The organism is Yersinia pekkanenii (assembly GCF_001152565.1).
Taxonomy (GTDB): domain Bacteria; phylum Pseudomonadota; class Gammaproteobacteria; order Enterobacterales; family Enterobacteriaceae; genus Yersinia; species Yersinia pekkanenii.
In genome coordinates, this window is sequence record NZ_CQAZ01000032.1 from 39,934 (window position 1) to 55,927 (window position 15,994).

The following is a 15,994-nucleotide window of genomic DNA, read 5'->3' on the forward strand; positions in this document are numbered from 1 at the left end:
GGATAGTCCTCAATTTACACCAAATAGACCCTACGTCATTGGAGCTACAGCCAGGCGGCCAGTAAGATAATCCCGATGAGCTGACCCACGTCAGTAATTCGGGTTATTGAACGCAGCCAACACATCTGCAGCCTCAAGGACGGAGGGGATCCCCAATAGATTTCGAGTTGCAGGAAGGCGGCCAGTAAGATAATCCCGATGAGCTGACCCACGTCAGTAATTCGGGTTATTGAACGCAGCCAACACATCTGCAGCTTGAAAGATGATGGGGATAGGTGTTGCACCACATGGGCGGGTACAGTAGCCTTGCAAATATCACCAGTGAATTAAATGTATCAAAGGCCAGAGAATGTGGAAACGCCTGATTATTAGCTTAATTACCATCGCAGGGTTGCTGATGGTGACCGCTATTGCACTCGATCGTTGGATCAGTTGGAAAACTGTCCCCTTTATCTACGATGAGCTACAAGACTTACCTCACCGGCAGGTTGGCGTGGTTTTGGGGACAGCCAAATATTATCGTACTGGTGGTATTAATCAGTTTTATCAATACCGTATTCAAGGGGCGATAAACGCTTATAACAGCGGGAAGGTCAGTTACTTATTACTCAGCGGTGATAATGCCCTGCAAAGTTATAACGAGCCGATGACCATGCGGCGTGATTTGATCGCAGCAGGCGTCGCACCCGCTGATATCGTATTGGACTACGCCGGTTTCCGTACCCTGGACTCCATCGTGCGCACCCGTAAAGTATTTGATACCAATGATTTTATTATTATTACCCAGCGTTTCCATTGTGAGCGGGCGTTATTTATTGCTCTGCATATGGGCATTCAAGCGCAGTGCTTTGCCGTTCCCTCACCGAAAAACATGCTCAATGTTAGAGTGCGCGAGATTTTTGCCCGCCTTGGCGCGTTGTCGGATCTCTATATTCTAAAACGTGAACCTCGCTTCCTTGGGCCATTGATTCCTATTCCGGCAGTACACGTAATACCGGATGATGCACAAGGCTATCCGGCAGTATCACCCGAGCAATTAGTCGAACTGGAACATCGACTGGCGCAAGAAAAAGCGAAAACTCAATAAAATAAGTATCAACCCAAGTTTATCCAAGGGGACGTGTGCCCAAAGAGCATGCCTTAATGCTCACCGTCGCCGAAGTGCCCCTTATATCTTAATCTGGGTACGTTAAACCTTTGGCTCACCCGGCTACCAACATCCATTAGCCCCCTTGCCCCAAAAATGCACTCACATCGCTTTCAACCTCGCCCATCTGCTGCAACAACTGCAACGTTTCCAGTGCCTCAGCCTCATTCAGTCGGCTCATGGCAAAACCCACATGCACCAATACCCAATGACCGATTAATGCCCCACAGGCCTGCGAGTCGGCGGCCACCAGCATAATATTGACTGAACGCCTACACCACAAACTGAGCTGGCGTCGACGCGAATGTTCGCGCAGTTGCGTAAAATGACACTGAATGATGATGCCGAGCACGGCTGGCTTGATGCAACGGCCGTTACCGGAGGAATTGCCGTCTCGGTGAGACTGGCTGCAGATATTGATATTGAGTCTGGTGATACGGTTGCCTTGGACTGGTCGGGTTATGATTTTTATGGGCAGTTAATTGCGGGCACGCCAGGTAGCCGTGTGCATGCTCCGGTTAATACCGCGGATATTGCCGCCGGTATGAAAGTCTGGATTGATGCCCGCTCACCGGCCCCGTATAAAGCTGAGACCTCGCATGTCGTCACGTTTACGGAAGGTACAGTACAACCGAGCTATATTTTAAGTTCCGGTTCAATAACTTCTCCGGCCGATGGCACAACCGAAGCACGGGTTCCCTTCACCCTGATGGATATGCGTACCGGGTTGCCGGCCAGTGGCCAGTTGCTAAATTTTAATGCCAGTGGGTCTGCGACGATTATTCCACAAAACATTAATGGCCAGGTTACGGTAGACATGTTCAGCACGGTGGTAGGAAGTCAACAACTGATTGCAACACTGAATTCAGTTCCAAGTGTGACAAGCGGTGCACCGGTTAATTTTACGGTTCTAATGGCCTAAGGGAAAATGGCAGCCGGAAAGTAGACTCGGATAAGGGGATCAAACCGCCAACAGCAGAAAAATCCCTTTGCATACGCTGGCTATCCGTCCGCAGCGGGGACTGTTACTGCCAGGCATAGCCACCGGGGCCTTCAGCAAACAAGACATTTTGTAGCCCTACTATCCTGTTAGTCGCATCATCATGGGTATAAAGGATATTTTGGTTATAGAGCGGGTTAAGCAATAATAAATTAACCCGTTTAAAACGTACCACAGAGAAAGAGAGTGTTCTGAGTTCATTAACTAAATCGGTTATATCCCGTAGCAATAATAATTTTTTCGATACCGTGAACAGTGTATCTTGCCAGAATTGAGCCAATGTGGGATGGGGTAGCTTTATTGCTCTATCCATATACGCCGTAATTAAGCCCAAAAAAAGAATGATAGCTACTTTAAAGTATTGAAATGAACAAATATATATTAAATAGCGATAAGCTTGATCTGGGTTAACAAACAATTTTCCCGTAATTTATTGGCCTTATCAATCCGTTGAAATTACATCTCATTTACATCATAAGATAAATAACACATTGAGTTATATGCAATATAAACTCTCATTTACGATGCCAAAACAGCACCATCGCTATATAAACTAATACATATTGATAATAAGTGTTTTATTAACGATATGTGACAAAATATAGACTGAGACTTCCAATAAAAAAGCCAGTCAATTAACTCAGACTGGCTTTTATTTTGATACAACCATTTACCATCAGTAATGGATTATTTTTTCTTCGCGTATTTCAGTGAGTCTAATGCTACGGCAAAGATAATGATCGCACCCTTGATAATGTACTGCCAATATGGGTTCACACCGATATACGTCAAGCCGTAGTTAATCACAGTAAAGATGATGACCCCAGTCACTACGCCGATAACCGTACCGACACCACCACTGAAGGACACCCCCCCCACCACACAGGCAGCAATAGCATCTAACTCATACATAAAGCCAAGGTTATTGGTGGCACTACCGATACGGCCCGCTTCCAACATCCCGCCGAAAGCATAGAACACACCAGACAGGGCATAAATCATGATCAAGTTTAGTGGTACATTTACGCCAGAAACTTTTGCTGCTTCCGGGTTACCGCCGATAGCGAAAATATTCTTACCAAAGCGGGTTTTGTTCCACAGTACCCAAACAAAGCCAATAGCAATCACGGCATAGAAGGTGATGTAGGACAGTTTAAAATCACCAAACCGTAAGAACCCTTGAGCAAAGGTTGAGAACCCCGGATCAAAACCGGCAATCGGTGATGCACCAACAAAGTCGTAATACAGAGAGTTAATCCCGTAAACGATAATCATGGTACCCAATGTGGTGATAAATGGCGTCACATTCAGGTAAGCAATGATAATACCGTTAACCAGACCAATAATCGCACCAATCAGACAGACCGTTAAAATAACAATCGGGATCGGTACAGTGTGCAAATCAGGGAAAACTTTATTAACGTTATCCATTGCTTGCAACATGGTTGCGGCGACTACCGCAGCCAACCCCACTTGACGACCCGCTGACAGATCCGTCCCTTGGGTAACAATCAGGCCCGCCACACCCAATGCAATAATAATACGCACCGACGATTGAGTCAGAATGTTACTCAAGTTCATCAGACTTAAAAATGTTGGATCCTTGACAATAATAATTGCCAGCAATACGAATAAAACGACATAAATCCCGCCCTCTTTAAGGTAAGTGAGCATGCTTTTCTTATTTAACGCATTCATAATAAGAACCTTCGACTAGATTAGAGATGCAAGGATGCAAGACGTAATATTTCATTCTGCGTGGTTTGTTTGGTATCAACAATTCCCGCAACCTGACCATTACTCATTACCAAAATTCTGTCAGTGATCCCTAATAGCTCAGGCATTTCAGAGGAAATAATAATAATTCCTTTGTCTTTCTTCGCTAATTCAGTCATTAACTGATAGATTTCAAACTTAGCACCGACATCGATACCTCGAGTCGGCTCATCCAACATTAATATTTCTGGCTGAGTCAGTAGCCAACGGCCAATAATTACTTTCTGCTGATTACCACCCGATAATGAACCAATACTGGTGCGGTGACCGGGGGTTTTTACCCGCATAGCATCGATTACCCATTGGGTATCGCTCTTCATGCGGGCATTATCCAGCAGCCCAAATTTATTTTTATAATTACGAATATTAGATATCAGGGAATTAAAACCAACATCGAGATAAGCATAAATCCCGGTTGAACGGCGTTCTTCAGTCACCAGCGCAAAACCATGATTAATGGCTTCATTCGCACTGTGGTTATTAATACTCTGACCATGCAACTTAATGGTCCCGGTCACTTTTTCGCGGATACCAAATAAAGTCTCGACAATATCGGTACGCTTAGCCCCCACCAGACCGGCAATGCCCAAAATCTCGCCTTTATGCAAATCAAAGGAAATATCACGGATAGAGGGTTGGCGTAGTGAGGTCAGGTTTCTCACTTCCAGAATGACTTCGCCAGGTTTGTTCAGCCGATCGGGGAAACGCTGACTGAGTGAGCGACCTACCATCATGGAGATTATCTGATCCATGGTCAGCCCTTCCAACGGCTGAGTGGTAATCCACTGACCATCGCGCAAAATGGTGATTTCATCGCACAACTGGAATATTTCTTCCATCTTGTGTGAGATGTAAACAATGCCACAACCGCGATCTTTCAATTTACGAATAATCGTAAAGAGATGATTAACTTCTTTTTCGGTTAATGAAGAGGTCGGTTCATCCATAATGACGATTTTGGCATTGTAAGAGAATGCCTTGGCAATCTCGATCATTTGCATTTGAGATACTGATAACGTGGCGACTTTATCGCGGGGATCGATATCAATATCTAATTCATCAAAGATGGCTTTGGTATCTTTGTACATTTTATCTTGATCGACAAAAAAACCTTTGGTTGGATATCGACCCAGCCACATGTTGTCCATCACTGTACGTTGTAACACCAGGTTTAATTCCTGATGCACCATAGAAACACCCTGCTCTAATGCTTCTTTAGAACTTTTAAATTCTATTTCTTGCCCCAGGAAGATAATACTCCCGGCGTCTTTTTTATAGATACCAAACAGACATTTTAATAACGTCGACTTCCCTGCACCATTTTCCCCCATTAATGCATGGATCGAATTTGGCCGCACTTTAAGATTTACGTTATCTAACGCCTTTACACCTGGAAATGATTTATTGACGCCACTCATTTCCAGCAACCATTCGCTAGGTTGTGCTGTATTAATATCGGCCATAGTTATACCTGGCTAAGAACGGCTACTTACCGGTTGGATATATACCGCCCCAACCTGTCAGCGCATATTCTAAAATAAGGATCAATGCCACAGAAAACCTTCAGCCTCGGTGCTGAGCTCCTTGCGCCGGGGCCAGAAGGTTAATTACTTTGGTTATATCTTGTATCGACGGTTATTTAGTAAACTGAGACAAGTTATCTTGATCAACACCGACATACGGGATACGTACGATTTTATCCTCAATTTTCCAGGTGGTGCCTTCAGCAGCAGGTTTACCGGCAGCCAGGTTTTTAGCCAAATCGAAGGTCGCTTTAGCCTGGTTGTTCGCATCATTCAGCACCGTACCCGCCATTTTGCCGGATTTAACCAACGCTAATGCTTCAGGTAAGGCATCAACACCAAATACGGGAATATTGGTTTTATTATGCGCTTTCAAGGCTTCTACTGCGCCCATTGCCATCGCATCGTTGTTGGCAATTACCACTTCGATTTTGTTTGCGTTAGGGCCAGACAACCAGGCATCCATCTTATCTTTAGCCTGTGCGGTATCCCACATTGCAGTATCTAACTGCAATTGTTGAGTTGGCAGACCTTTTTCATTCAGTGTCTTAATCACATAAGTCGTACGTGCTTCAGCATCTGGATGACCGGGTTCGCCCTTCAACAGCACAAATTGAATTTTACCGTCTTTGTTTAGATCCCATGCAGGGTTGGCTTTCCAGTGTTTAGCAATCAACTCACCCTGAATAACACCCGACTCTTTAGAGTCAGTGCCCACATAGTAAGCTTTGTCATAGCTGTCTAACGCTTTACGAGAAGGTTCTTTGTTATAGAACACAATAGGAACACCGCTTGCGCGCGCTTTATCAATAACAACCGGTGCTGCTGCGGGGTCAACCAAGTTGATTGCCAGCGCTTTTACACCTTTGGCCAGCAACACATCAATTTGATCGTTTTGCTTGGACTGGTCATTCTGGGAGTCATTCATCAGTAAGGTAACGTCAGGAGATGCTTTAGCATCTTTCTCTATCGCTTTACGGACCACGGACATAAAGTTGTCATCATATTTATAAATAGTGACGCCAATGCGGGTATCAGCTTGAGCAGCTGCGCCAAACATCATGCTGGCAACCAGGGTCGCTAATGTGAAAACCTTCTTATTCATTTGTATCTCCGGATTTATGTAGGGTAGTACAGGGTAATAACACCATCGCCTTAACGTGAGAAGGACCCATCGTTCAAAGCAGCTGACACTGAATATCTATCGTCCTTGAACGCACTCCACTCCGAGAAAGCCGCCTGATTCGTCAAAAACCATGTCATTTACAAACGCGTTGTTTGCGGAACGCGTGTTTGTAAATTGCTATTCTAAAAACCCGCTACCGTGTGTTTTTTTATCCGGTAACCGATGACATATTGATACATTCAGGTAGAAAACAACTAGAGCATAGACGGGCCGTTGTTAAGAATCTGTGAATTTTCTCACAGATTGAAAACGGTTACACAAGAATAAATACCGAACTAGTGAGCGACACCACAAATTGCGACAGAATGCCGTGGCACCAATGTCGGTTTGAAAAAATAGCTGGCGTGAGGGTCTGACGGACAATTAGCCCACTCAAGGGCCAGTTCTGTGGCTAAAGTTGCCATTGAAACAATAGGATAGCCGATTGTGGTTAATTTGGGACTGGTATAGCGGGCAATAGGGATATCATCGAAGCCCACCAGCGAAAACTGCTCAGGTACACTGATACCGTTTTCTTTCAATACTGCCAGTGCACCGGCAGCCATTGAGTCGTTATAGGCAAACACCGCACTGAGCTGCAAATTGCGCCCCAGTAAATCAATCATGGCGCGTTCTCCACCCGCTAAGTCCGGCGTGCCAAAGGCGCGCCAACTGTCAGGAGCATTGATACCAGTGGCCTCAAGTGCATTCAGGTAGCCCGTCTGCCGCTGGAGAACATCATCAATCGGGTGATTGGAACCGAGGAAACCTATTCGCTGGTGACCTTGCTTGAGCAGTAAGCGACAGGCCATTTGCGCACCGCTAACATTGTCTAATCCTACACAACGATGCTCAAAACCAGGAATAATCCTATTAATCAGAACCATACCAGGAACCTGGTCTAAAAATCCGATTAATTCACTGTCACTCAATGCCTTAGCATGCACCACCAATGAATTACAACGCTGACGGAGTAGCACCTCAATGGCATGACGTTCTTTCTCTGCCTGGTGGTAACTATTGCCAATCAGCAGATATTTTTGATGCCGCTGAGCAACCGTGTCTACCGCTTTCACCAATGCACCAAAAAAGGGATCAGACACATCCATCACCACCACACCGACCGTATCGCTACTTTGAGTTGCCAGCGCCTGTGCATTGGCATTAGGGCGGTAGCCCAGCTCTGACACGGCTTTCAGCACCGCCGCACGGGTTTCAGGGCGGATAGACGCGCTATTATTGAGGACCCGAGATACCGTAGCCAGCGAAACACCAGCCCGTGAGGCCACATCGCGAATGGTAATATTGTTTCCAGCTGAATGCAGAGCGGCCATCACCTTATCCTGTGAATCATCAGTCACCATGCGTGGGTTGGAAACCACCTGGCATGGCAGGTGGCCTATCCTACCCAGTTTGTTGAATTTGCCACGTGAAATGCGTCACAAGAAAGAAAACGTTTACATACAAATTTGCAACCCGCTCAATCATTTTTACTGTGTGGTCATATTTAAGGCTTAGTGTTGCGTGGTTGTAACACCTGGCCGCAGGCATAGGCGGTCAGTTTTCGCCATAGCCACTCGACCGGCCCTTGGGCAAAATAATGCAGCCACAACAAAGAGAAAAGGATATTACACAGCCAAACCAGTGGGACGATCGCCAACAATTGCAGGCGGTCGAGTTGTTGGTATAAACCGAAGTGATAGAAGACCAGCGTACATATCAATGTTTGCAGTAAATAATTGCTCAATGCCATCCGGCCAACCTGTGCCAACCAATGGCTGACACGCCAACCCGATAATCTTGGACCAATACCATACAGTAGCGCCAGATAGCCCACCGCCTGCAATGGAGCACCTAATTCACGGGGAACTTGGAGTAGAAAACCGGTCCAACGGTAATCCCAGCCAACCCACCATTGCAATGCCACCCCCGGTATTTGGATAACTAATGAAAGCGGTATCAAACAGGCTGCAAGCAACCGGTAATGGCGCAGGCTGAACTCGCCACGCAACCAACCGGAACGCATAAGTCCGGCACCAAAGAGCATGGAACCCGCCAGTTCCCAGCCGTATTGCGCGCCGATGGCAATTAAATTGGATGACAACAGATCCAGCCGGTTTTTCCAGGCCTCCATCCCCCCCTGCAACTTCCAGAATTGCTCATATTGCAGGTCAGCAGGCCCCGGTTGCCAGAAACGCCCAGGCTCCCCGCTGGTGATAACCCCCAGCAATAATAATACGGCCACGCCCAGCAGATAAAGCACCGCACCGGTACGCAATAAGCTGGCAGCATCTTTGGCATCGCGGATCATTCGCCAGCACACCAGCCCCATCAAACCATAAGCGAATAGAATGTCTCCATCCCAGAAGAAGATGCCGTGAATTAATCCCAATAATAACAATAAGGAAAGTCGCGCCCGTATCCAACCTTTGCCCCGTTTTAGTAACAGCTCAAGGCCGGCACCAAACAAAATGGCAAAAATCGACAAGAACTTCACCTGCGCGACCATATCGAGAATGGCCCAAGTCCAGGCATCTGACCGCGAAGGAAGGCCCAGATAGGCGGGATTAAGATAGGCGGCCTTTGGTAAGCCAAAAGCGCTGATATTGAGCAGCAGGATGCCAAGGATGGCCAGCCCTCGCGCAATATCTAACGTTGCGATGCGTTGACGCATACCCGACATCCTGTATACGGGCACCCATTGGTGCCCTTTCTGGCAAAAGGCTAATTAGCCGTTGTGACGTTAGCTATTATGGCGCACAGCGCGTAAGAATTCCTGGCGAGTATTCTGGCTGGATTTAAATAACCCACCTAATGATGTGGTGGTGGTCGCACTGGTGGCATCACGAATGCCACGGGCTTTGACACAATAATGCACTGCGTCAATAGAAACTGCGACATTATTAGTGCCCAACAACGTTTGCAATGCCAGCAGAATCTGCTGTGTCAGTCGCTCTTGAACTTGCGGGCGCTGCGCAAAAAACTGCACGATACGGTTAATTTTAGACAAACCAATCACGCTATCTTTCGGAATATAGGCCACGGTAGCTTTACCGTCGATAGTCACAAAATGATGTTCACAGGTACTGGTCAGGGTGATATCCCGTACCGTAACCATCTCATCGACCTTCATTTTATTTTGAATTAAGGTGATTTTAGGGAAATTTTCGTAATCCAGTCCGGAGAAAATCTCATCAACATACATCTTGGCAATACGTCTTGGCGTATCGGCCAGGCTATCGTCAGACAAATCAAGATTCAATAATTGCATGACTTCCGTCATATGTTCCTGAATCCGGCTCTTGCGGGTTTCAGCATCTAATACTTGTTTGCGCAAAGGGGTTTCAAGACCACGGGCCAGCAGCGCGTCATGAACCAGCTCAGCTTCTTTACTTAGCGATGACATTCTTTTCTCCAACAGGCTACGTATCCGGACAGGATAAACATGATGCAGGTCACGTTCGGATTTTGCCCCACACTGTAGTTGAGAGCAAAATGATTATCCAGTGATTGTTATTCATATCCAACTGCACTTTGTATCATGATGAAAGAGTGGCATCTGCTTTTATGGTGTTATCGGCGGTCATCGCCTCACCCGCCCTGGCCGTGGTTTTGATAACCAAGCCTCCGGCAATAATCAATGCGACCACCGCCACATACAATGCGGGCTCCAGCCGATGAGTCAACGTAGTGGAAATAGCCGATAATATTGGGCCAACCAGTTGCCCGATGGCATAACCGGTGGTTAATAAACCGGCCATATAGCGGGTGTGCTCTGGTGCCAACTCGCGGCCATGCTGTAATGAAAGCTGCACCACGCTCAGGAAACCACCGCCGGTCAGTAGTGCACCTAACGCAAGCCCGCTGACTCCCGGCACTAACGCACACAATACGCCCAGAGCCTGAACCCACAGTGTTAATGCCAGCCGAGTTTGTGACGTCAGGCAACGGCGAGTCAAAATACCGATAATGATCCCTATCACTGCCGCCCCGCCGAACACCGGCCAGATAAACTGGGCAAACAGGCTATCCGGAAAACGTGCGCTGGCCATTTGCGATAAAAACGTCGCTGGCAAAATATAACCAAAGCCAGCCAGACTGTAGCTCCATATCAATCTTTTCAGCGCGGGAGTCAATGTCAGTGGGATGGCGGCAATATGCGGCCGATGTAACTCACCACTGCGTGGCAGATTAATACTGATAGCAGCAATAATAATCAGTGCCAATAGGCCATATACCCCCCATGCCTGAGCGGCAGATAAACCATAGCTATGAATCGCCACAGCTAACATACCGCTGATGAATATTCCGGCCCCCGGCCCGGCGAAGACAGCGGCACTGAGTGCCGGACGGCCGAAATGAGCCAAACGTTCGTTAGTCCAGGCGGCAATCAACACCATCGACCAACCACTGGCCCAGCCAATGGCAAAACGTACCACGCCATGCCACCACGGCCCATCAACGACCGCGGATAGCAGCGTCAGCGTTACCGCCCCCCACAATCCGAGCCATAAACGGCGCTCAACATGGCGGCTGGCGCGCATGGCATCAAAGGCACCAAACAAGTATCCCAGGTAATTAAATGCCGCCACTAACCCCGCACCGGTCAGGCTGAATTGGTGTTCTGCAATCATCAGTGGCACTTGTGGTGTAAAAGCGAATCGGCCAATCCCCATTGCCACCACTAATGCCAGAAAACCACTTAATGCAATTCTTAATGCCATCTGCCCTGCCCGTTGCTTGCTGACAAATGATCACTGCCAGACGGTTAAAAGAAAGTTGCCAATATCATGCCTGAGCTTTAGAATCACAAAAAATGAATAATACTCATTAAGTTCATCACAAAAAGAGAATACCCATGGATCTGACCCAGCTACGCATGTTCTGCTGCGTGGCGGAAACCGGTTCCGTTGCCCGGGCAGCGGAGCAGATGCACCGCGTTCCTTCAAATTTAACGACCCGCCTGCGCCAACTTGAAATTGAACTGGGTGCAGACTTATTCATCCGTGAAAAACAGCGCCTGCGGCTGTCGCCGATGGGACATAATTTCCTCTGCTATGCTCATCGAATTCTGGCACTGAGCGAAGAGGCAATGAGCATTACCCATGCAGGTGAACCGGCAGGTAACTTCCCGTTAGGATCGATGGAAAGCACGGCGGCAACCCGCCTACCCAATCTGTTAGCGGCCTATCATCAGCGCTATCCCAAGGTCTCTTTGTCACTGACTACCGGTACCTCCGGTGAAATCATCGAACAAGTTCGTGCCGGTACACTGGCAACAGCATTAGTCGATGGCCCGGTGCAACATGATGAACTGCACGGCTGCCGCTCTTTCGACGAGCAACTGGTGATCATTTCGTGTCTGGGTCACCCACCGATTATGCAAGCCGGTGATGCCGGGGATGAGACACTGTTTGCCTTTCGCGCCAGTTGTTCTTACCGGCTGCGGCTGGAAAGTTGGTTCCGTCAGGCTGGCGTATTGCCCGGTCATATTATGGAAATTCAGTCCTACCACGCCATGCTGGCCTGTGTAGCCAGTGGTGCCGGGCTGGCACTCATTCCACATTCAGTATTAGCGCTACTACCGGGTCATGAACGGGTGCAAGTCCATCAATTACTCCCCGATATTGCCGATACCGCAACCTGGCTAATCTGGCGTAAAGACGCTTTTAGCCCCAATGTTCGGGCACTCAAAGAGCTGATCATTGAGCAGATTGAAACTCAATGATTGGGCAGAAAAGCACCGGTTTGCGACCATAATCTATACAGCCATTATTTACTGTTATCTCGAATAAACACATGCAACATATATGATACATAAAGAATATGTTTATATAACACTCATCATACAGAAGCTATAGGAGCAACACCATGGAGATGATTAAAACCCGCGCCGCTGTCGCATGGGGGCCAAACCAGCCGCTATCGGTTGAAGAAGTAGATTTGATGCCACCACAAAAAGGCGAAGTGCTGGTGCGAATTGTCGCCAGTGGCGTATGTCACACCGACGCCTACACCTTATCGGGCAAAGATCCTGAAGGGGTATTCCCGGCGATCCTCGGCCATGAAGGTGGCGGGATTGTAGAAGCAATTGGTGAAGGTGTTACCAGCGTTGCGGTGGGCGACCACGTTATCCCCCTATACACGCCAGAATGTGGTAAATGTAAATTCTGTCTTTCCGGTAAAACCAATTTGTGTCAGGCGATCCGCAGCACGCAGGGTAAGGGCCTAATGCCAGATGGCACCACCCGGTTCTCTAAAAATGGCCAGCCAATTTACCATTATATGGGCACCTCAACCTTCGCTGAACTGACGGTTGTGCCGGAAATATCACTGGCAAAAATCAATAAAGAAGCGCCATTAGAAGAAGTTTGTCTGCTCGGTTGCGGTGTTACCACCGGTATGGGTGCGGTTATCAATACTGCCAAAGTCAAACCTGGCGACACAGTGGCAATCTTCGGTCTCGGTGGCATTGGTTTATCCGCCGTCATTGGTGCACAAATGGCTGGCGCCAGCCGGATTATCGGCATCGACCTTAACACCAGTAAATTCGAGCTAGCCCGCAAACTGGGTGCGACAGACCTGATCAACCCGAAAGATTATGATAAACCTATTCAGGATGTGATTGTCGAGCTGACCGATGGCGGCGTAGATTTCTCATTTGAATGTATCGGTAACGTCAATGTTATGCGTTCAGCGTTGGAGTGCTGTCATAAAGGCTGGGGCGAATCCGTGATTATTGGTGTCGCGGGGGCCGGTGAAGAGATCTCAACCCGCCCATTCCAACTGGTAACAGGCCGTGTATGGCGTGGCTCAGCATTTGGTGGTGTCAAAGGCCGTTCCGAGTTACCGGGCATTGTGCAGCAATATATGGATGGGAAATTTGCCCTGAACGACTTCATTACCCATACCATGGGCTTAGATCAAATCAATGAAGCTTTTGATTTAATGCACGAGGGTAAATCTATCCGCACTGTGATTCATTTTGATCAATCTTCAGACAATAAAAATAAATAAGGCAAGAGGCAGACAACGCATGAATACGTCACTTGAACTTATCGAAGAGCACCGGATGTTTGGCGGATGGCAACAGCGCTACCGCCACGCCGCCAGCAGCCTGAATTGCAATATGACTTTCAGCATCTATCTGCCACCACCACGGGACGATAACCCACCGCCAGTGCTTTACTGGTTGTCGGGGCTAACCTGTAATGATGAAAACTTTACGCTGAAGGCGGGTGCACAGCGCATCGCGGCAGAACTGGGGTTGGTACTGGTAATGCCGGATACCAGCCCGCGCGGCGATGACGTGCCTAATGATGATGGCTATGATTTAGGGCAAGGTGCAGGGTTCTATCTCAACGCAACCCAAGCACCTTGGGCTGAGCATTTCAGGATGTACGATTACATCAGTCAGGAATTGCCAGTACTGATCCGCGATCATTTCAGTGTCAGTGAACGTCAATCTATCTGCGGCCATTCAATGGGCGGCCACGGGGCATTGATGTTAGCACTGCGTAACCCGCAGCAATATCAGTCAGCCTCGGCCTTTGCGCCAATAGTGAATCCGTGTCAGGTACCCTGGGGCCGCAAAGCCTTTGCTGCCTATCTGGGCACCGATGAGAGTCAGTGGTTACAATATGATAGTTGCCACTTACTGACTCATGCACAGACCAAACTACCGATGCTAGTAGATCAAGGTGATGGCGATCAGTTCCTCGCCGACCAATTACAACCCGCAAAATTAGCCGAACTGGCACGCCAGCGTGATTGGCCGTTAACTCTGCGCATTCAGCCGGGTTATGATCATAGCTATTTCACCATAGCCACATTTATTGAAGACCACCTGCGTTTTCATGCAGAATACTTACATCCGTAACGGATATAAATAAACCTCTCCTCAATAATAAAATTAAAGCTTCTGCGGAGGCTTTAATTTATCACATTGGAATAGATGTAATCACCCCTATTATATAAAAATCTAATAAACTTAAAATAAAATAATAACACAGCTAAGTTTAACTCATTAAATTAACCTTAAAAATATTGATAAAACACAAAAATATAATTACACATAAATAGAACGGCACTTTCTGGCGTTTAATTCCATGCAAAGATAATCATTTAAATGGAGAATTATATGAATCTTTCAGAACAATCAGATGATAAAAAAACAAATCACGACCACTTAATGGCGCTAAAAGGTAAATTACAATCATTAGAGAAATCATTTAAGAATAATGCATTGTATATAAGTGATTGTGAAATAGAAAAAATAAAAAATAATACCCTGCGAAGAAAAATAACCGCATGGAACTGGTCAAGAAGTTTTGCTGAATAATAAAAGATATGTGCTATTCAGAAACCATTAATTAGGCCATAAATCATTAATGGCCTAACCTTATCTCACATAGCAGTAACAGTGAAAGAAATTAAACACACCTTATAGGTTTCAAGATGTAGGAAAACCTAAAACAGGCGCATCCAATACATTTATGACTTGAAATTACCGGTATAAATAAAGTGAGACATTTCCGTATGCTTACAAGTGAATTTATTAATGATGTCAAGCTTAGCCCGATGGCAAGTCTATTAGCAATAATAATAACGGCTTTAGGCATGCTCTCATCGTTTTTAGTATTACTGCTTTATTTAACTGATCGCAGTATTGAAAGTTACCACGATGACCACGCACAACTATATCGCATAGAAACTCAGTTTAACTTGCCAAACGGTGACGACGTAAAATCAGCACAGGTCCCTTTTCCGTTGATCCCAGCATTGCAGAATGCAAAAAATATTAAAGAGGTTATCTATGCTCTACGTCTATTTACAGATTTAAAAGTGAATGAACAAACTCACAGAAAAGTAGAGATTTATGCCGTTAGCCCTAACTTCTTCAATGTCGTTAATCCCTATCAACTAAGTAATGATCAACCTAATCTATATGAACCAAATTTTTCTCAACACCGCCCCCCTCTGACTCAGAATGAGATTATCATTACACCTGAATTTAATCGTCAATATCTTCACCTGGATAATCCGGTCGGACACGTTATCACCTTAGGGAATAAAGGCCAATTCGTCATTAAAGATATGGTTAGTTTGCATAAGGGGAGCCGTTTTAAAACTAAGGCCGTGATTGCATTTTCCCCTGAATTAATCGATGGCTATCATGATAAAAGGCATGATTGGTACGATATGCACGCTTATGCGTTTGTTACTATGGAAGCAGGAGAAAAACCCAGTTCTGAACAATTGAATACACTCGTTACCCGTTATGCGCCCCAACTCCCTGGCGCGCCGTTTAGCCCCGAAGAGTTCATTCAGTTATCTGCACGTAATATTACCGATTGAATAGACCCCAGTTTCCTAGACGGTAG

At 46.6% G+C, this 15,994-nt stretch carries 13 protein-coding genes and 3 pseudogenes; 7 read left to right on the plus strand and 9 right to left on the minus strand.

The window, feature by feature from the left end; translation table 11 throughout:
• Positions 1-349: 349 nt before the first annotated feature.
• Positions 350-1,087, plus strand: a complete 738-nt coding sequence (gene sanA / locus AEP37_RS15805; protein ID WP_049614244.1) for an outer membrane permeability protein SanA — start codon at positions 350-352, stop codon at positions 1,085-1,087.
• Positions 1,088-1,223: 136 nt separating this feature from the next.
• Here sanA and AEP37_RS15810 read toward each other — a convergent pair.
• Positions 1,224-1,421: pseudogene (locus tag AEP37_RS15810) on the minus strand (HypC/HybG/HupF family hydrogenase formation chaperone); the annotation flags it as partial.
• 30 nt (positions 1,422-1,451) lie between these two features.
• Between AEP37_RS15810 and AEP37_RS15815 the strand changes: the two are divergent.
• The gene (locus AEP37_RS15815; protein ID WP_156168622.1) at positions 1,452-2,069 is read left to right on the plus strand and encodes an Ig-like domain-containing protein; all 618 of its coding nucleotides are present in this window, start codon (positions 1,452-1,454) and stop codon (positions 2,067-2,069) included.
• Here AEP37_RS15815 and AEP37_RS25030 read toward each other — a convergent pair.
• The 8 genes and pseudogenes from AEP37_RS25030 to AEP37_RS15855 all read right to left on the minus strand — a co-directional run.
• Positions 2,061-2,460, minus strand: a pseudogene (locus AEP37_RS25030) (hydrogenase); the annotation flags it as partial. The gene AEP37_RS15815 and the pseudogene AEP37_RS25030 sit on opposite strands and share 9 nt — an antisense overlap.
• A 374-nt stretch (positions 2,461-2,834) precedes the next feature.
• A complete protein-coding gene (gene mglC / locus AEP37_RS15825; protein ID WP_049614247.1) occupies positions 2,835-3,845 on the minus strand; it encodes a galactose/methyl galactoside ABC transporter permease MglC in 1,011 nt (336 codons plus the stop codon).
• Between the two features lie 20 nt (positions 3,846-3,865).
• Positions 3,866-5,386, minus strand: coding sequence for a galactose/methyl galactoside ABC transporter ATP-binding protein MglA (mglA, locus tag AEP37_RS15830; RefSeq protein ID WP_049614248.1), 1,521 nt, complete (start codon positions 5,384-5,386; stop codon positions 3,866-3,868).
• 172 nt (positions 5,387-5,558) lie between these two features.
• Complete coding sequence (mglB, locus tag AEP37_RS15835; protein ID WP_049614249.1) at positions 5,559-6,551, minus strand: galactose/glucose ABC transporter substrate-binding protein MglB; 993 nt, start codon at positions 6,549-6,551, stop codon at positions 5,559-5,561.
• Positions 6,552-6,907: 356 nt separating this feature from the next.
• Positions 6,908-7,945 carry an HTH-type transcriptional regulator GalS gene (gene galS, locus AEP37_RS15840; protein ID WP_049614260.1) on the minus strand — a complete coding sequence of 346 codons (1,038 nt, stop codon included), beginning with the start codon at positions 7,943-7,945 and terminating at the stop codon, positions 6,908-6,910.
• A gap of 173 nt (positions 7,946-8,118) precedes the next feature.
• Complete coding sequence (yeiB, locus tag AEP37_RS15845; protein WP_049614250.1) at positions 8,119-9,285, minus strand: DUF418 domain-containing protein YeiB; 1,167 nt, start codon at positions 9,283-9,285, stop codon at positions 8,119-8,121.
• A 69-nt stretch (positions 9,286-9,354) separates the two neighbouring features.
• Positions 9,355-10,017, minus strand: coding sequence for a GTP cyclohydrolase I FolE (gene folE / locus AEP37_RS15850; protein ID WP_049614251.1), 663 nt, complete (start codon positions 10,015-10,017; stop codon positions 9,355-9,357).
• A gap of 133 nt (positions 10,018-10,150) precedes the next feature.
• Positions 10,151-11,335 carry a YbfB/YjiJ family MFS transporter gene (locus AEP37_RS15855; protein ID WP_049614252.1) on the minus strand — a complete coding sequence of 395 codons (1,185 nt, stop codon included), beginning with the start codon at positions 11,333-11,335 and terminating at the stop codon, positions 10,151-10,153.
• Between the two features lie 134 nt (positions 11,336-11,469).
• Here AEP37_RS15855 and ptrR point away from each other — a divergent pair, with 134 nt between their 5' ends.
• From ptrR to AEP37_RS15880, 5 genes and pseudogenes are all read left to right on the plus strand, one after another.
• Complete coding sequence (gene ptrR / locus AEP37_RS15860) at positions 11,470-12,339, plus strand: putrescine utilization regulator PtrR (RefSeq protein WP_049614253.1); 870 nt, start codon at positions 11,470-11,472, stop codon at positions 12,337-12,339.
• Positions 12,340-12,482: 143 nt separating this feature from the next.
• Entirely contained in the window at positions 12,483-13,628 is a 1,146-nt protein-coding gene (locus AEP37_RS15865; RefSeq protein ID WP_049614254.1) for an S-(hydroxymethyl)glutathione dehydrogenase/class III alcohol dehydrogenase, read from the plus strand.
• Positions 13,629-13,647: 19 nt separating this feature from the next.
• Entirely contained in the window at positions 13,648-14,490 is an 843-nt protein-coding gene (gene fghA, locus AEP37_RS15870) for an S-formylglutathione hydrolase (RefSeq protein WP_049614255.1), read from the plus strand.
• 261 nt (positions 14,491-14,751) lie between these two features.
• The gene (gene darA, locus AEP37_RS15875) at positions 14,752-14,952 is read left to right on the plus strand and encodes a darobactin family peptide antibiotic (RefSeq protein WP_049614256.1); all 201 of its coding nucleotides are present in this window, start codon (positions 14,752-14,754) and stop codon (positions 14,950-14,952) included.
• Positions 14,953-15,149: 197 nt separating this feature from the next.
• Positions 15,150-15,965: pseudogene (locus AEP37_RS15880) on the plus strand (ABC transporter permease); the annotation flags it as partial.
• Positions 15,966-15,994: the final 29 nt, after the last annotated feature.